The sequence below is a fragment of the Pseudomonas sp. NFX15 genome (assembly GCF_049132105.1).
Classification (GTDB): domain Bacteria; phylum Pseudomonadota; class Gammaproteobacteria; order Pseudomonadales; family Pseudomonadaceae; genus Aquipseudomonas.
The window spans coordinates 1-19,593 of sequence record NZ_JAFMPV010000010.1; the positions used below are offsets into that span (position 1 = coordinate 1).

Genomic DNA, 19,593 nt, shown 5'->3' on the forward strand with positions numbered 1-19,593 from the left:
AGCGGTGATGCGCAAATACCTGACCGGGTTATGGGCGTGCATGCGTTCTGGAAAAGAATTTGATACGGCCAAGCTTTTCAGCGAAAAACATCTCGCGAAAGCTTGACCGTGAACAGAGTATCTACAGGTTGTACGGGGTCAGTCCCCGCGAATGTACTGCTCCAACTGCTTGATCAGCTCTGCCTGTTCGGCAATGGCTTCCTTGACCAGGTCACCGATCGACAGCAAGCCAATCAACTTTCCGCCTTCCACCACCGGCAGGTGGCGCAGGCGTCTCTCGGACATGATGCCCAGGCACGTATCGACGGTTTGATGGGTGTCGACGGTAATCACCGGCGACACCATGATGTCGCGCACCGGCGTGCCCACCGAAGAGCGGCCGTGCAGCACCAGTTTGCGCGCATAGTCCCGTTCGCTGATGATGCCCAGCACTTCATCGTTCTCCACCACCAGCAAGGCGCCGACGTTTTTCTCGGCCATCTTCATCAGCGCTTCGAGCACCATGTGGTCGGGCTTGATCTGGTGCACTTCCTGATTCTTCTGATCTTTGAGCTTGAGCAGTTGGGCGACGGTTTTCATGGTGGTTACTCGGGCGTTGTCGTTGTTATTGAAGAATCGTAGACGCAAGCGTCGAGGGCAAGGGCGAAAGCGGCAGATAACACGCAAAAAACGTCATTCGACGGTTTTAGTTCGGCAAACCCCGGTTTCGCCGCCGAGAACCCTGTAGGAGCTGGCTTGCCAGCGAAGGCGTCCGGCCGGCCAACATCAATGTTGAATGTCCCGGCCCGTCGTCGGAACGCCGCCCGGGGCAAGCCCGCTCCTACAGGGGTTGGTATCTGCCTGACAAACGCGCTATCGCGGCCGATGACGGGTAGAATCCCCCTCTGAATCAACGTTGAGGTTTGCAGTGGTGGATCTACAGCAGGGCTTCGTCCTGACCCGGCATTGGCGCGACACCCCGGCCGGTACGGAAGTCGAGTTCTGGCTGGCGACCGACAGCGGTCCCCGACGCCTGCGTCTGCCTCATCAGCCGTCCGTGGCGTTCATCCCGGCAGAGCAGCGCGAGCAGGCCGAAACCCTCCTGCACGACGAGAAACACGTCGAGCTGCGCCCCCTGGCCCTGCTGGATTTCGAACACCGCCCGGTCCTCGGACTTTATTGCCAGCAACATGGCCAGATGATGCGCCTGGAAACCGCCCTGCGCCGGGCCGGGGTCGAAGTGTTCGAAGCCGACGTGCGCCCGCCGGAGCGCTACCTGATGGAGCGTTTCATCACCGCGCCAGTGCGCTTCAGTGGCACGCCGAATGCCGAGGGCCTGCTGCTCGATGCCCAGATGAAACCCGACCCCGAATACCGGCCGAGCCTGAAGCTGGTGTCCCTGGACATCGAGACCACCGCCCAGGGCGAGTTGTATTCCATCGCCCTGGAAGGCTGCGGCGAGCGTCAGGTGTACATGCTCGGTCCGCCCAATGGCGACGCCAGCCAGGTGGACTTCCAGCTCGAATACTGCGACTCACGCACCGTGCAGCTGAAAAAACTCAACGATTGGTTTGCCCGTTTCGACCCCGACGCAATCATCGGCTGGAACGTCGTGCAGTTCGACCTGCGCGTGCTTCACGAACACGCAAGACGCCTGGCGGTGCCGTTGAAGCTGGGGCGTGGCGGCGAGGAAATGCAGTGGCGCGAACACGGCAGCGGCAATCATTACTTCGCGTCAGCGGCCGGCCGTCTGATCATCGACGGCATCGAGGCCCTGCGTTCGGCGACCTGGAGTTTCCCTTCGTTCAGCCTGGAAAACGTCGCGCAAACCCTGCTTGGCGAGGGCAAGTCCATCGCCACCCCGTACCAGCGCATGGACGAAATCAATCGCATGTTTGCCGAGGACAAGCCAGCGCTGGCCATCTACAACCTCAAGGACTGCGAGCTGGTCACGCGGATCTTCGCCAAGACCGAGTTGCTCACCTTCCTGCTGGAACGGGCCAGCGTCACCGGGTTGCCGGTCGATCGCATGGGCGGTTCGGTGGCGGCGTTCACGCACCTGTACATGCCGCTGATGCACCGCCAGGGTTTCGTTGCACCGAACCTCGGCGGCAAACCGCCGCAAGCCAGCCCCGGCGGTTTTGTCATGGATTCGCAGCCCGGTCTCTACGAGTCGGTGCTGGTGCTCGACTACAAAAGTCTTTACCCGTCGATCATCCGCACCTTCCTGATCGACCCGGTCGGGCTGATCGAAGGGCTCAAGCACCCGGACGACGACGCGTCGGTGCCGGGTTTTCGCGGGGCGCGTTTTTCCCGCACCCGGCATTGCCTGCCCTCCATCGTCGCCCGGGTCGCCGAAGGCCGGGAAACCGCCAAGCGCGAACACAATGCACCGCTGTCCCAGGCGCTGAAGATCATCATGAATGCGTTCTACGGGGTGCTCGGCTCCAGCGGTTGCCGCTTCTTCGACACGCGCCTGGCCTCGTCCATCACCTTGCGCGGGCATGAGATCATGCTGCGCACCCGCCAGTTGATCGAAGCCCAGGGGCACGCGGTGATCTATGGCGACACCGATTCGACATTCGTCTGGCTGCGCCGCGCCCACGGCCAGCACGAAGCGGCGCAGATCGGCCAGGCGCTGGTGGCGCACGTCAACCAATGGTGGCGCGAGCATGTGCAGCAAGAGTACGGGCTGCAAAGCGTGCTCCAATTGCAGTTCGAAACCCACTACAAGCGTTTTTTGATGCCGACCATTCGCGGCGCCGAAGAGGGCAGCAAGAAGCGCTATGCCGGGCTGGTCACCCGCGAGGACGGCAGCGACGAAATGGTCTACAAAGGCCTGGAAACCGTGCGCACCGACTGGTCGCCGCTGGCCCGGCAATTCCAGCAGGAGCTGTATTCGCGGATTTTCCTGCGCAAGCCCTATCAGGATTATGTGCGTGACTACGTGCGCCAGACCCTGGCCGGTGAATTCGATGACCGTCTGATTTACCGCAAACGCCTGCGCCGTACCCTCGATGACTATCAGCGCAACGTGCCGCCCCATGTGCGCGCAGCGCGTCTGGCCGACGAGTACAACGACCGCAAGGGCCGCCCGCGGCAATACCAGAACGGCGGCTGGATCAGCTACGTGATCACCGTTGCCGGCCCCGAGCCGCTGGAAGTGCGCAGCGCGCCCATCGACTACGACCACTACATTACCAAGCAGCTGCAACCGGTGGCGGACGCGATCCTGCCATTTGTGAACGACGACTTCTCAACGCTGGTTGGTGGGCAACTGGGCCTGTTTTGAGTCCATCAGCGACAAGGTCCAGTCGTCGAGAATGCCGTGGAAGTAGTGGTTCAAGGCTTGCTGGAAAATGCTGTCGTCGGTGGCAACCTGGGCGAACAGGGTCATCGACGAGTGAAATTTCAAGTCGTCAGGGTGGCCGAAGATCGCCGCCACCGAGCGCTGCTCAATGTTCAACACTTCCTGAGTGCAGGTGCGAAGCCGGGCACCGAGCAAGGGATGGTGCAGATAGGCCTCGGCTTCTTCCCTGGAGCGGATGGCGAAATGTCGAGATATCTCGCTTCCACCCAGGCCGGCAAACTGCGGAAAGATGAACCACATCCAGTGACTGCGCTTGTGACCGGCACTCAATTCCGCCTGGACCCGGTCGAACACCGGGTCCTGGGCCTGGATGAAGCGTTGCAGATTAAAGGCGTCTAGCGGATCGGTACTTCTCATGCCGAAATCCTCTGACACACTGCGATGGCTCAGACCATGGCCAGTCGCTGCTTGTGTTGTGGCGCGTGAAACGCTTGGTCCAGCGCCTCCAGATCCCCGGGTTCAAGCTGCACACGCGCCGCTTGGGCGTTGAGTTGCACATGTTCGGGGCGGACCGCCCTGGGGATGGCGATCACGCCGTCCTGACGCAGAATCCATGCCAGCGCGACCTGCGCTGGTGTGACGTGGTGACGGGCGGCCACCTGCTTGAGCGTGGCGTCGGCGAGCATTTTGCCTCCCTGACCGATCGGGCAGTAGGCCATCACGGGTAGCCGCTGCTGTTGGCTCCAGGGCAACAAGTCAAATTCTATGCCGCGTTGTTGCAGATTATAGAGCACCTGATTGGCTGCACAGGCCGGGGCATCGAGTTCCTGTAAATCGTCGAGGTCGAAATTGGACACGCCCCAACGACCGCGCCGGGAGCGATCTTCGCCCATTTGCCACGTTCCCTGGCCAATCGCCGGGACCCTGGCGCCTGCCAGTTCAAGCGTGCGCATGCCAACCTCCTTCATGCCTATCGATGGTTATTTCAGTGGGCAGCAGAATAGTCCATCGGTTCCGCCTCGCCCTCGGCGATCTGCTGAGCGCCAGCCTGCCGGTGATCGATTGCTGTGCACCGGCACTGCACTTTTTTCAAATGCCCGGCTCTATCCATGGCAGCCTGCGGCGATCCCCACCGCCGGCCCATGCCCAAGTCCAAGAACCCATGGCTCGAGTTTTACCCCGGATCGTTACCCAAAAAAGCTGTCATTGCTTGCTGCTGGCAGGCCTGTCGATGGTATTCGCCAGCGGTTGCAGTCAGCAGCAGGGCGGCGACATCTTCAACCAGATGCGCGAGGGCAAACCCCAGGAATTCCTGCAAACCAGCGTCGACCGCATGGCCACCCTGACCATGCGCGACAACCTCAACAGCCTTTACCTGCTGATGAGCAAGCTCTACCTGCGTAACCCCGATGAGCTGAAGAAATCCGGTTTCCTCGACGCCCGCACGGCCAGCAAGCAGGTACGCATGGCCATTGAAATGCAGCAGCCATTACCAACTCTTGGAAGCAAAAAAGACCTCGCGGCCCTGCGTTTTGCCATGAGCCCGGAATTTCTCGGCGACCGGGTCGGGGCGTTCATTTACGCCATCGGCAGCATGCTGGTGACCGCTCATGGTAATCGGATCGAGTTCTACATGACCGATTCGATCAACCCGGTGTTTGTCAGCAACGCGGCGCGCAACATCGAGATCGCCACCTGGATCCTCAGCCAAAGGCAGAACAAAGAAGGCCAACCCTTGTTGTTCTCCAACGAAATCTCGGAGGAGGGCAGCAACCTGAGCTTTGCCGTCGAATTCGGCAAAATCGTCGCCCGGCTGGACCTGCTGACCCAGATGCTCGACGAACGCTATCGACGCATCGGCCTGAACTATGCGCAAAGCCTGCTGTTCCTGAACTTCCTTCCCGTCCAGTGAATTCGCCGCGCCCCCTGTAGGAGCAAGCCTGCTCGCGATGAGGGCGTCTCAGTCGAAATAGAGGTGACTGACAGGCCGCTATCGCGAGCAGGCTCACTCCCACAGGGTGATATGACAATTCAGATATAAATATAGATCGCATCGATATAACTGGTTATAAGAATTCTCGCTATGCTGCGGGCCAGATTTTCCCTGCGATCGTTGTGGACGTATTCATGGATTTAGTGAACATCGGGTTGGTCGTTGCCGGTTTGGTCGTGGGCTTCATCGTCGGCATGACCGGTGTGGGCGGCGGGTCGCTCATGACGCCGATCCTGCTGTGGTTCGGCATCAACCCGGCGACCGCGGTCGGTACCGATCTGTTGTACGCCGCCATCACCAAATCCAGCGGCGTGCTGGTTCACAAAAAGAACAACAACATCGACTGGGCGATCACCGGTTGGCTTACCCTGGGTAGCGTACCGGCGGTGGTATTGACGTTGTGGTTTCTCAGCACCCTGCACAGCGCCCCCGAGGCGATGAACGCGATCATCAAGCAGGCGCTGGGCTTTGTGTTGTTTGCCACGGCGCTGGCCATCCTGTTCAAGAAGCGCCTGCTCGATTTCGCCCACAAACGTGCGGGCGGCCACTACAACCCCAGCGGCTCGCGCCTTAATGTGATGACGGTGATTACCGGGCTGGTCCTTGGCACCATGGTCGCGCTGACGTCGATTGGCGCCGGAGCACTGGGCACCGTGGCCCTGTTCATTCTCTATCCCCTGCTGCCAACCCGCCGCCTGGTGGGCACGGAAATCGCCCACGCCGTGCCATTGACCCTGGTCGCCGGCCTCGGCCACGCGAGCATGGGCAACATGGACTGGCACGTGTTGGGTTACCTGCTGGTGGGCTCGTTGCCGGGGATTTACCTGGGCAGCCACCTGACCGGCCGCATCTCCGACGAACTCCTGCGCCCGTGCCTGGCGACCATGCTGTTGCTGATCGGTTACAAGCTGGCGTTCTAGGGTGTACCACAGGTTTAAATGTAAAAAATAGATATTAAAGCCCTGATATTCAGGGCTTTTTTATTATTTTTGCATACAAGTTTTTTCTTGAGCTATCGTTTTATTTGTCACCTCGAATTTTCGTAAAGAATTAGGGGGTAGGATGAACGATCTGAAAATCCGGGCTTTTGTCATGCGTTCCGGGGAGCGCTACAGCCTGCTCGTTGATCGCCTGACAGGCGTACCGGTCTACGCACCCAATCTGTATCTCACCAGCCAGGTGCGCAATGCCAGCCTCTCGCATGCCGCGCTGTCGGCGTATGCCAGCCACTTGCTTGTCCTGCACCGGTTTTGCCTGATACGTCACATTGATCTCACGTCGCGCTTGATGACCCGGCAATTTCTGGTTGATGCGGAAATCGACAGCCTCCGTGATTTCAGTTCGTACCGGTTCAATGATTGGCTGCTGTGGATGGCACAGCCGCCGATGTTCAGCCTGGAAGAGTTGTTGGAATCCCAGCCCCGTGTAACCAAGGAAACCCAATACGTTCGACTCACGGTCACTGCCGACTATCTGCTGTGGCTTGGTCGGCAATACTTTGATCACTTGCAAATCGAACCGCCTGGGCTGAAAACCATGGCCAAGGCGATCAAGGCCAGACGGCCGTCTTTTAAGGGGCGTAATCGGGGCTTGGTGAACAGAGCACTGTCCGAGTCTGAGGCGGATTTGTTGCTCTCCGTGATCGAAGTCGATGGCCCCAGCAATCCGTTCGATCTATCGGTGCGCTCGCGCAATCGCTTGATGGTGTTGATGGAATATGAGTTGGGTATTCGTGGCGGTGAATTACTCAATATCCGGATCGAGGATATTAATTTCGCTCAAAACATCCTGCTCATCATTCGTCGTGCCGATCAGGCGGATGACCCACGGCTGCGCCAACCGCTGGTCAAGACCTTGGACCGCGAATTGGTGTTGAGTGATTGGCTGGTGGCCGAAATCCATCGATATGTTCTGGGTGACCGACGCGCAGTTCCCAACGCCAAAAAAACGTCCTACCTGTTTGTCACCTGCAAGGCGGGACCCACCTGTGGCCAGGCGCTGTCGATTTCCAGTTACAACAAGATGTGGGCAACGCTTCAGCAATCTTCATTGCTACTGCGCCAAGTAACCGGCCATCGATTGCGTCATTCGTGGAACGGCCGCTTTTCGGAAACAATGGACAAGCAAGTACCACCGGTTAGCGAAGCCAAGCAGGAAGCCATGCGTTCGCAGCTGATGGGCTGGCAGCCCGGTTCTGGCACGGCGTCTCGCTATAATCGGCGGTTCATCGTTGAGAAAGCGCGTCAGGCAAGTTTGGATCTTCAGCGATCGGCACGGGCCGAGGGTGAGGATCATGAGTAGCCCAAACGTCGAGTCAAAAAATGCCGATATAGGCAGCAGCTCATTCATTGCTTTAGATGGAGGAACATTTAGTATTGATGACGCCTCCTGGCGGTTAAGTAAAGATGTTATTATATGCTTTGGTGGAATAAAGAAAATACTTCCTGTGGCTTTTTTCAAAGGGTATGTTTCGACTCTTGCGAATTTTGCCGCTGACTCCTCTGCGCATTATATTAATAATATGCACTGGCATTATATGAATTTGCTTCGTTTTGCTGGCGGTGTTGCAGTAGATACAACAAACGTTATTGCTTATCGTAAGCATCTAGGAGCTAATAATGAATACTATTTGCTGCCGCTAAGAGCGCTATTTAACAGGTGGCGTGCACTCGGGAACGCTGGAGTTGATCATGATGTCGTCGACATGTTGGTTGATTGGCGGATAAAAGGAAATATAAAAGGTGATGCGGTAAAACGGCTGGACCTTGATAAAGGTCCGTTGTCAAATATCGAGCTCCAGGGGCTGCTTGAAAAAACCGTGCTGGCATACGAAGCTGGGATTGTAAGTATCACGGAAACTGCGTTAACAATGTTAGCGGCCGCCAGTGCTCGCCGTCCGATACAACTGTCTTCCTTGAAGATAAGAGACCTCTACGATCGTGTAGGAAAAGATGGTTCCAGTCATTATATTGTAAATCTACCGCGCGCCAAACAAGGTGAAATGTTTAGAAGCAGTTTTCGGGAACTAGAAATCACCGAGGAGCTATGGGACGTTTTAAATATCCAGAAGGAGTTTTCCATAAAAGCTTTTTCTCGGTATCTGAATCGAGACTTTACCCAAGACTCTATTCGTGAATTACCTTTGTTTTTTAATGCGCAAATATTAAAGGGAAAAGATGTGCCTAAGGAATTTGATCAGCTGAATTCCGGTGATTTTTTTCACATGCACTCTGATACCGTTACGTCACTACTGAAAAGCACGGCTAAATACGCAGAAGTATATTCCGAGCGCACTGGCAAATTGTTGCATATGACTACCACGCGCCTGCGTTACACCTTGGGTACTCGAGCTGCGCGTGCCGGTTACGGGGTACTGGTGATTGCAGAACTGTTGGACCATTCAGACACCCAGAACGCCCATGTGTACACACTTAACGTCCCAGAGTACGCCGCGCGGATCGATGACGCGGTCGGGTATCAGTTGGCACCCTATGCAAAGGCGTTCGCCGGTGTGCTGGTGGATACCAAACAACAAGCCCGTCGCGGAGCTTTACCTGGCAGTGATATCCGTGACTTCTCGGGTAAGGGGACGGGTACTTGTGGTCATGGGGGTGTCTGCAATGCCAATGTGCCGGTCCCTTGCTATACCTGCCCTCATTTTCAACCTTGGCTTGAGGGGCCACATGAGCTGATTTACGCTCGTCTGATTGAAGAAAGGCATGAGGTGGCCGACGTCACCGCCGAAATGGAGGTTGCCGCAGTTCTAGATCGAACCATCTTGGCAGTCGCCGAGGTTATCCAGGCCTGTGCGCTCCGAAAAGAGCAATTACGCCAGCAGCGTGGGAGATCGACTCATGACTGAAATATTTCATTTCGCTGCTCGTAGCGGCCTGACCGCACGGCAAAACGTCAGTGATTTTATTGAACTCTGTCGTTCGCATTTTCCTGGCAGCAGTGAGGAGTGGTCGTCTTTACATTGGCCGGGAATTAGCTTCTCAAAACTGGGTACCTATCCTAGATTGGTCAACCTCGGGGAAGCTCGACTCTCTGATGACTTTGTCGATTTTGCGAAATCATGGATCAGCTATAGGCAAGTGCATCGCCCCAAAAAAATGTATACTTATGAAATGCTGGCGCTCAGGGCAGTGGAGAGGGCATTGCTAGAGAGCACAACTACGGCGGAGATCTGGCGCTGTAATATCAGAGTTATGGACGACGCAGCGATTATTGTAAGAAATAATTTTAGCCATTCAACTGCTTACAGCGGAGGTCTGGTACTTGAGCAATTTGCAGATTTTCTTTCTTCGCATCGATTGGCCAAGGACAATCTAAAAGACTGGCGCAGCCCAATACCACGTTATGAGCAACGCGGTATTCAATTAGGTGAAGATGGCAATGCCCATCGCAACAAGCGTCTCCCTAAAGATGCTGCTTTATATGCAGTGGCTGAAATATTTGCTGGCAATCCCCAATCACCCCGTGACATCCTTACAACTTCGTTTGTAGCCATGCTTATGTGTGCACCATCTCGCGGTTCAGAGATTCTTTCGCTTCCCATAACCGCCGAAGTCGGACCAGGGGATCTGGGGGTAGATTGGAAAGAAGATGGTCCAACTCCTTACGGTTGGCGGTTTTATTCCGCGAAAAACTTTGAGGGCGATATCAAGTGGATTCCGGAGTCGATGGTAGAGATTGCGAAGACCGCATTCAACCGCATCAAGGAACTCACTGAGCCTGGCCGCCAATTGGCAAAGTGGGTCGAAAACAATCCAAATAAATTCTATCGGCATGATACATGCCCTGACGTAGATGAAGACCAACCATTGACGAAAGTACAGGCAGCGATGGCGCTGGGTTTTAACCCAGATTCTTGTCAATACGATGTTCCTAAGTATTTGGCTGGTCGCGGACTTGCGACCCATAACGGCGCTCATACTCTGCGATCACTCTGGAGCTATGTGATGTCGCGGTTACCCAAGGATTTTCCGTGGCTTGATAAAGAGAGACGCGTTCGTTTTAGTGAAGCCTTGTTTTGCTCACTAAAAAGTCAAGCCGAATCATGCCGAGTAACGAATCCAGTGGAGTTTAGAATACTCAAACTTTATTTCTTTTTGAATGAGTTGGCGCCGTCAAAAAGCGGCGGGCACCAAAGTATCTTTGATCGACACGGTTATGTTGGTGGCGATGGCCAACGCTTAAGGCTGACGACTCATCAACCAAGGCATCTGCTGAATACGAGTGCTCAACGCGGAGGCTTGCCACAGGATGAGATAGCCAAGTGGTCTGGACGTGCCAACCCGGCGCAGAATCGTGTTTATAACCATCTGAGCGATGCCGAAACCATTAGTGTTATACGTGATCAACTGCAATCAGCCAGTCCTCCCCCCTCCGTCGAAGTCGTAAAGTTAAATAACTCGCCGGTGTCGGCTGAGCAATTTCTCAGTAATCGGATTCCCGCGGTTCATGTGACTGAGTTTGGGTTTTGTGTTCACGACTTTGTGATCATGCCCTGCGTCAAGTATCGGGACTGTATAAACTGCACGGAACAGATTTGTGTCAAAGGCGATCAGGCAAAGTTAGATCGTCTCAAGCTCCGATTGAGCCGGTTGAAAACCGTGTTAGCGCTGGCCATGGCGGAGGCTGAAGAGCCGGCAGTGGGCAGTGATCGTTGGATCACTCATCACCAAAAAACCATTACGCATTTAGAGGAATTGATTGGTCATCTGAGCAATGAGCAACTACCCGATGGATCGTTGGTGCGCTTGGCCGGCAGCGACTTTAGTCATATCCAACGGGCATTGTCGAGTGCTTCCAATAAATTAATCTTGAAGGCATAAAAAATGGCTAAACACTTATCGGTGTCAGATCTTAAAGCGATCGTCAATTTTATTTATGGCCTGGAAGTGGCGCTCCTGAACTGGGAAAAAATATGTGATGGTGTCGCGCCATTGGTTGGGAAACGCCCCACCCGTCAATCCTTGAGCAGTCATGCGGCCATTTTGTCCGCTTACACCAGCCGCAAAAAAGAGGCGCGTAATGCCCAATCGATTTATTCCAAACCTGCGAGTTTGAGCATCGCCTCGCAACGTATCCGGCGGTTGGAAGCGGAAATCGCGGATCTAAAAAGGCAGAACCAAATGCTGCTCGAGCAATTCGTGGTGATTCAGTACAACGCTTACCGACATGGTCTAAAAGAATCTCAGTTGACGTTACCGCTCCCCGAGATTGATCGTGAGCGTACCAAAGTTCAGCAGGCAGGGGACTAGAGCGTGACGTTTGAAGTCCTGACGCTGGATTGAGGTGTTGCAATTATTTGATTCAGCCACGACCCCAAACACCTTCGGTAACGGGCTGCTTAGATGGCGCTCAATTTGGTCGCCTGGAGTTACATCGTATTTTGACCTTATTACCCGAGAGGGTTCTGGCAACCGCGCGCGAGCTTGTCATATTTGCAGGCTGAGCAAGCCTAGAATTGGCTGCGATCAACTGAGCAAATGTTCTGCCATGTCTAAGCGAGGGCATCGCTTGTGGAGCGAAGATCTTCGACTCTTGTGTTTCGACGACTGGGTGCCAGAGCGTAGTCCGTGCATTCGGAGTGTAGGGGCTCACCTTGCCGGAATCATCTTCGTTCATAGGCCCAACAGACTTTTTAGGCCTTGGCCAGGTGGTCTGAACCGGCCATGCGTTTGAATGAGTTGCGACAGAAACAGACGTTCAGCGCGGGGCCCCGCCTGTTGCATCAATTTACTTCAGGCTCTCAAGCTCGCTGATAACCCTGGCCAGAAGCTGGTCCGTATCTTCCGGGCCCATATTGCTGTAAACCGCTGCAAGCAGGGTGAGAGGGTGGATCCCCAGATTTTTTGCAATGGCCGCCATTTTAGGCAGTGAGGGTGTTTTCAGGCCATTCTCAAGTTCACTCACGTACCCTTGATTTATACCGACTGCATTTTGTGATAGCCCTTTGGCGCGACGAATAGTTTTAACGGTAACCCCGAAGGATTCTCTGAGATCCATTTGCTGATCCACAAAAGGCACGATAAAGCCTTGCTGCGGATCAAAGAGCTATACGCTATAGCAATATTTGCGATTTTCTTGTGGCAAATGACCTGATGCCCTTCTTGCGAAGGTCAGCGAACCCAGATCGGGGCGAGCATTTGCGGATAGGTATCTTGGTGCGGTACGTCTGAAATTTCTGGAGAATGCTGCTCAAGCTGGCGAGTAGTGAACAGAACTCGTGAGTGCTTTTTTTTCCGAAGGTCCAAGTCGCCTAGCTTGTAACAGGCAGCCGATGTCCTATACAGAATTGCGCTTTGATCGATGTCTGCTCCCGTGTAAGCCACGATGCTCTCAAGCTCTTCCATCGCCCAGGCGCTGCGTCCGCTTATGGATGGAGGGCACATCATGTGAACGTGTCTCACCTGTACATCTTTGGCTGTTAACAGGTAGTGCCGAAGCTCATACGCACACTCGACCACTGCGGCGCGGTTCCGTTGCCCCGTTCTCATCGAGGTGATGGTGATAAGGAAGCACAGCCCTTCAATTTCACAATGAGTCCAAGTTCGTACCTCACTATGCTTACGGTCGAAAAGGAATATCACTGAGTGCTCCGGTGTGGTGCCCAAAGGGCCATTATTGGTGAAGGGAAAAATTATATATGCTATAGCAATATTTGCTCGGTCGCATTTCCTTCGGTCGCGCCCCAGGCTGCAGTTAAAGAGATCCCTGTGCGCCTGCCGCTCGTTTAGGTCAGGCTAGGCAGCCATGCTAATAATTCTTCTGGAGGCAATGATGAAGGGTAGACGTAAAGACATAGGCAAAAAGTGGTTGTTGCGAGCTCAGTTTGAAGTCGAAGCGAAGCGCACGCTTTCCAAGAGATCAGTGAAAAGCGCACAACGATTTCTGGATGCCGCCCTTGCGTTCGGAAGAGATTTTGAACCGATTGGTCGGCTGGCTGGCGACTCAGGTGGCCGCGACGATCGCAAGCCCCCGCTCAAACGTAATATGGCAGCAGGTGCTGAATAAGCCTCATGCCCTTCAGGATCACTCATCCGGAAATTGAGATCTGTGTCGATGTACGCCAGTTGCTGAATACCGAGTCAGCAAGGAGAGATGGAGCAAACGCACAGGGAGGCAAGGGACGTAGACGTTGAAATCGAATGCTGCGGCAGCAAATACTGGGGCTTTTTTACGAAAGACTTCTGGAACGAGGAAACCGATCATCGTCTGTGGGGCACTTTGGGTGTTGGGTGGTTGATCCAAGCGATCGCCGCGGGTTTTCCGGCGCGAAGTATCAAACGTCTCAGTGATGAAGGTATCGTCTGCGCGGCTGAGATCAGCCAGATCATCGCACCCAACACCTTGAGGCCTCGGAGGCCAACCCCGAGCTTCCGTCGACCCCGAAGGAGCTGATTGATCAGTTCGTCAATGGTCCAATGAGCACCGAGGCGATTCAGGAGCAGTGATTGCTCGAAGCGAACCAGAACGCCATGCCCCAGTCATCCTTTTTTTTCCCTCAGCACGTTGATCACGGCGCTGAATTCGGCGGTGGGCCGCTGCTCTGTTGCGTCACCAAAGGCGAACAACGGGAAGTACTCTTGGCTCCGGTCACTCACGCTGATGAGCGAGCCGTCGTTCAGTCACGCCCGGAGCCCTGCCGCGAGAGCTGCATGTTCAAGCCCGGTGAGTTGGGACAAGCCCGCCGCAGTGACCCAGTTGCCGTCTTGCAGGATCAACCGCCGCGCCTCCGCCAACATGGCCGCCTCCCTGAACAAAATGCGCGGATTCAGCGTGCTGGGAGCGCTACGGCTAGAGGCGGACTCCTCTGAATCGGCTGCCTGGGGCAGGGCGCCAAGAAACACACGGTTCAAGACTTCGAGGCAATCGAGGTACACGTCTGTTGCGTGCCCGCTCATTTTGGGCAGTTCGATGCGGAGGTGAATGCCATCCGCCTGTTCAGACCTCGGCGCGTGCCGGTCTGAGCCGCGGTAGATCTTGATGTTCTTAGCAGACATACAGCCTCCTCGAAAGCCAGCGATAAGGTTTACCGTTCGTATCGCACGATTGGCGTTTTGCCGACCAAGGGGCGTTGGTGCTGTCGCAAGGTCGACCAAGGCCAAAGCCGCTCGGGGAATGCGTCTATGGATGTTACTGCTTAAGTCGCGTTCATAACGCTCTTCTTGTCTCTGTCCAACTGACGCCGCTTATTATCGATCTGCGCGTACCCGTTCGCTGACGCCGTGGCAATGGCCGGAGGGCGTTTGGTCCGAGCTGCGCTGAACGTCTACATCAATCGTCGCATTGGACTCCTGCCTCTTGGCCACTTTGCTGGCGCATGAGGGTTGACGAGAAAATGGGCGTTGGGGGCGTATTGGCCTGTCGTGGAGCAGGGCGATGCGTTTTTTCGCTCAAGAGCCGGCAACAAAAGGCGAAGGCCTTGAATCTTACCAGTGGTGCACGCTGGCCTTAAGACCTGCAGTTACTGTAGCGTGGTCAGAACAACAGGTGAAATAACACATGAAGGGTGTGGCGCTTTCGAAGCAGTGCGTGCGTCGTAAATTCACCGAGCGAGAGCGGTCGTTTCAGGGGGCATGAATGTCCGAAATGTCTGCGGGCTTCCAGCCGTTTTCGCGGCAATCCGACCATCGGGCAACCCGACACTTCGTTGAGCGAATGCCTAGGATTTTAGGCACAGCGACAGGCTTAACCGTGTAGCGCCTAGAATCCCGGACGTTATTAACTCTTGAACTCGTTGTCGCCAACCCAAGTATTGAGGTGGCGTGCATGCGTTGAGGTCGCAGCATGGAGTGAAAAGGCTACGCTATATCGAGGATACAGTCAGGGGGATCGGCCATGCGTACCATCTACAGCAAAAGCCAGGCTCGCCGGCGGATGCGTCGCCTGCTGGTGTTAGTTGCGCAAGGACATGCTTTCGTCATCACCCAGCATGGCAAAGCGGCTTGCTTACTGGTACAGGTCGAGGCACAAGGGCGTGCACATTGAACAGTGACTCGACAATCCTCAACCCTCAAAGATGTTTTAGCTTGAGTCAACGCAACCCTTTCACAGCGGATACGTGATCAGGTAACAGCAGCAGTGCAGGCGTTGATGGAGAGCGAGGCCAATTGTCGTCCTGCGGGAAGAGGCAGAGTGGCGCACACGAATTTTGAGCGATGCAGTTGCCCGTCTGGCTGACAGCTGCTAAGACGGCTGAGGGGCGACTCGCTGCGCGCCTCAGTCGAGGACCCTCGTATTACCCCACCCAACTTCAAGGCATCCCATTTCGTGCAAAAGACCAACCTTAAGCCGCTGCTCACCCAGACCATTGAGTTCGTTATTCGCGCCGGCCAGTTGCTGATTGCCGAGTGGGCGAGAGTTGACGGACCACGAGGTCAAGGTGACAAGGCAGCCGTAGACGAAGAAATCGAACAGTTTTTGCGTCAGCATCTGCTGCAGCTTTTTCCTTGCGACTTCTGGGGAGAGGAAACCGGACATCGTCTAACCGGCCATCCATGGTGCTGGGTCGTTGACCCGAACGACGGGACCACGGACTTCCTCAACGGACTCAAAGGCTCAGCCCTGTCCATCGGTCTGTTGCACAGACAAACGCCGGTATTAGGTGTGGTGTATGCCCCCGTCACCGTTGAGGGCGCGCCTGATTGCATTGCTTGGGCAGAAGGCATGGCCGAGGTGAGCCGCAACGGACAATCGGTGCCGTCTCAGCTTTCTACCAAAATCTTGTCGAGCGACGAGTTCGTGATGGTCAGTGCCGCGGCGATCCACAAACCTGAACTTAACAGCGCCCTTTGCCAACCCAGCACCTTTGTCGCAATGCCATCCATTGCCTACAGGCTCGCTAAGGTCGCCGCCGGTGAGGGGGTCTGTGGCATCTCGCTTTATCCGGTTTCTGCACATGACGTTGTCGCAGGCCACGCGCTTTTGCGAGGAGCAGGCGGCGTTTTACTCGATGAGCGTGGGCAAACGATTACCTATGTAACTGAGGCCACTATGCAAACGGTCTCACAACGCTGCTTCGGGGGTTCAGTGTCGGCGTGCCGGACCCTGCTCGCCCGAGAATGGGATCGCATTTTTACGGACGTTTCCAACTGAGAGCAGTTGTCGGACCCGATTCGAGCAACCCGCATCGTCATCTCGTTGGCCGCTAACTGCGCACTGTTGAAGGCCGCGCAAGCCCTGCACTGCGCGTACACTAATCAGCCATCAACCGTCAGTGCAGGCGTAGATCGAAGGCGAAGCCCATCGAGTCCTGCGGAAACAGCCAAGATGGGCACGCACCGATTTTAAGAAGTGGCGTGGCCCGTTTGCCTGACCGTCTCTGGGACGGCTGAAGGGGACTCGCGTCGTCCCATGGTCGAGGACCATCGCATTACGCGACCCAACATTAGGACAGCCCACTTCATGCAAACCCCCAACCTCGAACAACTGCTCACCCAGACCGTTGAGGTCGTTATTCGCGCCGGCCAGTTACTGATTGCCGAGTGGGCGAGAGTTGACGGACCACGGGGTCAAGGTGATAAGGCTGCCGTCGACGAAGAAACGAACAGTTCTTACGTCAGCACCTGCTGCAGCTTCTTCCTTGCGACTTCTGGGGAGAGGAAACCGGACATCGTCTGACCGGCCATCCCTGGTGCTGGGTCGTTGACCCGAACGACGGGACCACGGACTTCCTCAACGGGCTCAAAGGCTCAGCCCTTTCCATCGGTCTGTTGCACAAACAAACGCCGGTATTAGGTGTGGTGTATGCCCCTGTCACCATCGAGGGAACGCCTGATTGCATTGCTTGGGCCGAAGGGATGGCCGCGGTGAGCCGCAATGGGCAGTCAGTCCTGTCGCAGCTTTCTACCAAAACATTGTCGAGCGACGAGTTCGTGATGGTCAGTGCCGCGGCGATCAATAAGCCTGAACTTAACAGTGAGCTCTGCCAACCCAGCACTTTTGTGGCAATGCCGTAACCGTCCGGGCAACACACCTTCCTGACACCGTCGCTTGAGGCGATGGTGTCCACCTAAATTTAAGTGGACACCATTTTTAGCCTTTTTAAGCGGACGCCTATGCCACAAGAACGCCGTTCCTATTCCAAGTCCTTCAAGGCCCAGGTCATCGCCGAATGCGCGCAGCCTGACACCTCGATCGCCAATGTCGCGTTGACCCACAATCTCAACGCCAACCTCGTCCATAAATGGATACGCGTGCATGCGCAGAAAAACCTGACACTTCAAACCGCCTTCATCCCGGTCAAGACATCGCCGCCGGTGCCGATGCATCAGGCCCATCCTGCCACGATCCGAATCGAAGTGCCGCATTCAAAAGGCGTAGTTGTGGTGAGTTGGCCGGCAGAAAATGCAGCGGGGTGTTCTGCTTTCCTGCGAGACCTGCTGCGATGATCCGCATCGACTCCATCTGGCTCGCCACCGAGCCCATGGACATGCGCGCCGGCACTGAAACCGCGCTGGCGCGGGTCGTGGCGGTGTTCGGTGCGGCGAAGCCGCACTGTGCCTATCTGTTCGCCAACCGCCGCGCCAATCGCATGAAAATTCTGGTGCATGACGGCGTGGGGATTTGGCTTGCCGCCCGGCGTTTGAATCAAGGACGCTTCTTCTGGCCGGGTGTACGACACGGCTCCGAAGTCGAGTTGGATGCCGAGCAACTTCAGGCCTTGGTGCTCGGTTTACCTTGGCAACGCGTCGGTTCCGGAGGAGCCATCACGGTGCTCTAACTTGTCTGTCATGGCGCGCTTGCCAGCGCAATTGGCCCATCCGTCTATCGCCGCCACTAGCCCTCTCTGGCAAAATCGGTGGCATGACCTCGCATCCGAATCTCGATCAATTAAACCCTGAAGAACTGCGCGCCTTGGCGGCGCAGTTGATCCAGCGCGTCGAGACGATGGACAAGCAAATCACTCATCACAAGTCGGTCAACGAGAAACTGGCCCACGAGATCGCACTGCTCAAACGCTTCAAGTTTGCCAAGCGCAGCGAGCAGTTGAGCCCGAATCAAGCCAGCCTGCTCGACGACTTGATCGATACGGATATCGCCGCTATCGAAGCCGAACTTGAGGCGCTGCAACCGGCACCTGTCGAAGCCAAAGTGCGCCAGCAACCCAAGCGCGCTGTGCCCATCGATAATAACTGGTGCGAGAATCAGATCCGGCCGTGGGCTCTTGGGCGCTCGAACTGGCTGTTCGCGGGCTCGTTACGCAGCGGTAAACGTGCGGCGGCGATCATGAGTTTGATCCAGTCGGCACGGCTCAACGGGCATGATCCGTATGCTTACTTGAAGGATGTTCTTACACGCCTGCCGACGCAGCGTGCGAGTGAGATTACCGCGCTGTTGCCGCACAGGTGGGCGCCCGTTTAATCACACAAGGTGTGTTGGGCGGACGCTTACGCAATGCCATCCATTGCCTATAGGCTCGCCAAGGTCGCGGTGGGGGAGGGCGTCTGTGGTGTCTCTCTTTATCCAGTTTCTGCACATGATGTGGTCGCAGGCCACGCGCTATTGAGAGGAGCAGGAGGCGTTTTAATCGATGGGCAAGGTCAAACAATTACATACGTTACGGAGGCCAATATGCAAACAGTATCAAGACGCTGTTTCGGGGGAGCAGTGGCGGCGTGCCGCGATTTGCTGGTTCGTGAATGGGATCTTATTTTCACAGAAATCTCCAACTGACCGTTGCGGGATTAAAATGCAAAGCCTTCCGCTGCCTGAATCAGCATCTCCTCAACTAGTCGAGTGCCTAGATACGTGGAGAGCATCGCAAATGGAGCCTTTCTCACGAATCGACTCTTGGGTTTAGAGAGCCAACGCTTCGCCTTCTCATTGCTCCCGAACAGCGTCACAGCCATGGCTATGATGTGAGCAAATCTGAACAGTCGATTACTCTCGTGCAGCGTGAGTCGCTCATTTGTTGCCAACCGAGCTTTGAGGGTTTTGAACGGAATAATTTGATTGCGTTCGGATGGGGTTATCGCGCCTAAGTCGAAAAGAGCTATGACTCTATCAGCTAAGAACCCAGCCTCAATGAGATTGTGAATTTCTTGCTCTGAAGCGTTGGTGGGGATGTGAAGGATCAGTTCTAACCGCACCCGATAATCATGGTAAGCATCTTCGCGCATATTGCCAGTAATCACGGTAGTCACCTTTGGAGGGCAGCAATCGAAAAAACTAATCTGGCGATTCAATTCGCTCAACTTGAACCGCTATGTTGTCAGTCATTCACACGGTATCGATTTAAAGGCGATGAGCCTACCTTCAGGCTGCCACGCTGAGAGTCCGGGGCCGTCATACGGCCAAC

General features: G+C 55.5%; 21 protein-coding genes and 1 pseudogene. 16 read left to right on the plus strand and 6 right to left on the minus strand.

The genetic code is table 11. The annotated features are described in order from the left end of the window. Positions 1-138 precede the first annotated feature (138 nt). The gene (locus J1D76_RS12915) at positions 139-579 is read right to left on the minus strand and encodes a CBS domain-containing protein (protein ID WP_421138681.1); all 441 of its coding nucleotides are present in this window, start codon (positions 577-579) and stop codon (positions 139-141) included. Between the two features lie 331 nt (positions 580-910). On the opposite strand from J1D76_RS12915, the gene J1D76_RS12920 reads away from it, so the two are divergent. Further along, positions 911-3,271, plus strand: coding sequence for a DNA polymerase II (locus tag J1D76_RS12920; protein ID WP_421138682.1), 2,361 nt, complete (start codon positions 911-913; stop codon positions 3,269-3,271). On the opposite strand, the gene J1D76_RS12925 is transcribed toward J1D76_RS12920, so the two are convergent. Continuing rightward, on the minus strand, positions 3,236-3,706 hold the full coding sequence (locus tag J1D76_RS12925; protein ID WP_421138683.1) for a DUF1810 domain-containing protein: 471 nt from the start codon (positions 3,704-3,706) through the stop codon (positions 3,236-3,238). The two genes, J1D76_RS12920 and J1D76_RS12925, sit on opposite strands and share 36 nt — an antisense overlap. Before the next feature lie 29 nt (positions 3,707-3,735). Beyond that, positions 3,736-4,242 carry an aldo/keto reductase gene (locus J1D76_RS12930; protein WP_421138684.1) on the minus strand — a complete coding sequence of 169 codons (507 nt, stop codon included), beginning with the start codon at positions 4,240-4,242 and terminating at the stop codon, positions 3,736-3,738. A gap of 209 nt (positions 4,243-4,451) precedes the next feature. Between J1D76_RS12930 and J1D76_RS12935 the strand changes: the two genes are divergently transcribed. From J1D76_RS12935 to J1D76_RS12960, 6 genes are all read left to right on the plus strand, one after another. Beyond that, the gene (locus J1D76_RS12935) at positions 4,452-5,201 is read left to right on the plus strand and encodes a hypothetical protein (RefSeq protein WP_421138830.1); all 750 of its coding nucleotides are present in this window, start codon (positions 4,452-4,454) and stop codon (positions 5,199-5,201) included. Between the two features lie 215 nt (positions 5,202-5,416). Then, positions 5,417-6,202 carry a sulfite exporter TauE/SafE family protein gene (locus J1D76_RS12940; RefSeq protein WP_421138685.1) on the plus strand — a complete coding sequence of 262 codons (786 nt, stop codon included), beginning with the start codon at positions 5,417-5,419 and terminating at the stop codon, positions 6,200-6,202. 142 nt (positions 6,203-6,344) lie between these two features. Next, complete coding sequence (locus J1D76_RS12945; RefSeq protein WP_421138686.1) at positions 6,345-7,583, plus strand: tyrosine-type recombinase/integrase; 1,239 nt, start codon at positions 6,345-6,347, stop codon at positions 7,581-7,583. Continuing rightward, on the plus strand, positions 7,576-9,144 hold the full coding sequence (locus J1D76_RS12950; protein WP_421138687.1) for a site-specific integrase: 1,569 nt from the start codon (positions 7,576-7,578) through the stop codon (positions 9,142-9,144). Before J1D76_RS12945 ends, J1D76_RS12950 begins: the two co-directional genes overlap by 8 nt. Beyond that, positions 9,137-11,119: an integrase gene (locus tag J1D76_RS12955; protein WP_421138688.1), complete on the plus strand. Its 1,983-nt coding sequence runs from the start codon at positions 9,137-9,139 to the stop codon at positions 11,117-11,119. The genes J1D76_RS12950 and J1D76_RS12955 overlap by 8 nt, the downstream gene beginning before the upstream one ends. A gap of 3 nt (positions 11,120-11,122) precedes the next feature. Further along, positions 11,123-11,548: a hypothetical protein gene (locus tag J1D76_RS12960; protein ID WP_421138689.1), complete on the plus strand. Its 426-nt coding sequence runs from the start codon at positions 11,123-11,125 to the stop codon at positions 11,546-11,548. A 478-nt stretch (positions 11,549-12,026) separates the two neighbouring features. Here J1D76_RS12960 and J1D76_RS12965 read toward each other — a convergent pair whose 3' ends face one another. Further along, the gene (locus J1D76_RS12965) at positions 12,027-12,296 is read right to left on the minus strand and encodes a helix-turn-helix domain-containing protein (RefSeq protein ID WP_421138690.1); all 270 of its coding nucleotides are present in this window, start codon (positions 12,294-12,296) and stop codon (positions 12,027-12,029) included. Positions 12,297-13,043: 747 nt separating this feature from the next. On the opposite strand from J1D76_RS12965, the gene J1D76_RS12970 reads away from it, so the two are divergent. Next, complete coding sequence (locus J1D76_RS12970; protein ID WP_421138691.1) at positions 13,044-13,304, plus strand: hypothetical protein; 261 nt, start codon at positions 13,044-13,046, stop codon at positions 13,302-13,304. Positions 13,305-13,918: 614 nt separating this feature from the next. Here the strand turns inward: J1D76_RS12970 and J1D76_RS12975 are convergent. Then, complete coding sequence (locus tag J1D76_RS12975) at positions 13,919-14,293, minus strand: hypothetical protein (RefSeq protein WP_421138692.1); 375 nt, start codon at positions 14,291-14,293, stop codon at positions 13,919-13,921. A gap of 838 nt (positions 14,294-15,131) precedes the next feature. Here J1D76_RS12975 and J1D76_RS12980 point away from each other — a divergent pair. The 8 genes and pseudogenes from J1D76_RS12980 to J1D76_RS13015 form a co-directional block, all read left to right on the plus strand. Beyond that, positions 15,132-15,281 (plus strand): hypothetical protein, encoded by a 150-nt coding sequence (locus J1D76_RS12980; RefSeq protein ID WP_421138693.1) that lies wholly within the window; start codon positions 15,132-15,134, stop codon positions 15,279-15,281. Positions 15,282-15,563: 282 nt separating this feature from the next. Further along, on the plus strand, positions 15,564-16,388 hold the full coding sequence (locus J1D76_RS12985; protein ID WP_421138694.1) for an inositol monophosphatase family protein: 825 nt from the start codon (positions 15,564-15,566) through the stop codon (positions 16,386-16,388). Between the two features lie 309 nt (positions 16,389-16,697). Next, positions 16,698-16,913, plus strand: coding sequence for a hypothetical protein (locus J1D76_RS12990; protein ID WP_421138695.1), 216 nt, complete (start codon positions 16,698-16,700; stop codon positions 16,911-16,913). After that, positions 16,862-17,251: an inositol monophosphatase family protein gene (locus tag J1D76_RS12995; protein ID WP_421138831.1), complete on the plus strand. Its 390-nt coding sequence runs from the start codon at positions 16,862-16,864 to the stop codon at positions 17,249-17,251. The genes J1D76_RS12990 and J1D76_RS12995 overlap by 52 nt, the downstream gene beginning before the upstream one ends. 99 nt (positions 17,252-17,350) lie before the next feature. Further along, positions 17,351-17,683, plus strand: a complete 333-nt coding sequence (tnpA, locus tag J1D76_RS13000) for an IS66-like element accessory protein TnpA (RefSeq protein WP_421138696.1) — start codon at positions 17,351-17,353, stop codon at positions 17,681-17,683. Next, entirely contained in the window at positions 17,680-18,015 is a 336-nt protein-coding gene (gene tnpB, locus J1D76_RS13005; protein WP_421138697.1) for an IS66 family insertion sequence element accessory protein TnpB, read from the plus strand. Before tnpA ends, tnpB begins: the two co-directional genes overlap by 4 nt. A 167-nt stretch (positions 18,016-18,182) precedes the next feature. Continuing rightward, positions 18,183-18,656: a transposase domain-containing protein gene (locus J1D76_RS13010; protein ID WP_421138832.1), complete on the plus strand. Its 474-nt coding sequence runs from the start codon at positions 18,183-18,185 to the stop codon at positions 18,654-18,656. A gap of 27 nt (positions 18,657-18,683) precedes the next feature. Further along, positions 18,684-18,968: pseudogene (locus tag J1D76_RS13015) on the plus strand (inositol monophosphatase); the annotation flags it as partial. An 11-nt stretch (positions 18,969-18,979) separates the two neighbouring features. On the opposite strand, the gene J1D76_RS13020 reads toward J1D76_RS13015, so the two are convergent. After that, entirely contained in the window at positions 18,980-19,429 is a 450-nt protein-coding gene (locus J1D76_RS13020) for an antitoxin Xre/MbcA/ParS toxin-binding domain-containing protein (RefSeq protein ID WP_421138698.1), read from the minus strand. Between the last annotated feature and the right edge of the window lie 164 nt (positions 19,430-19,593).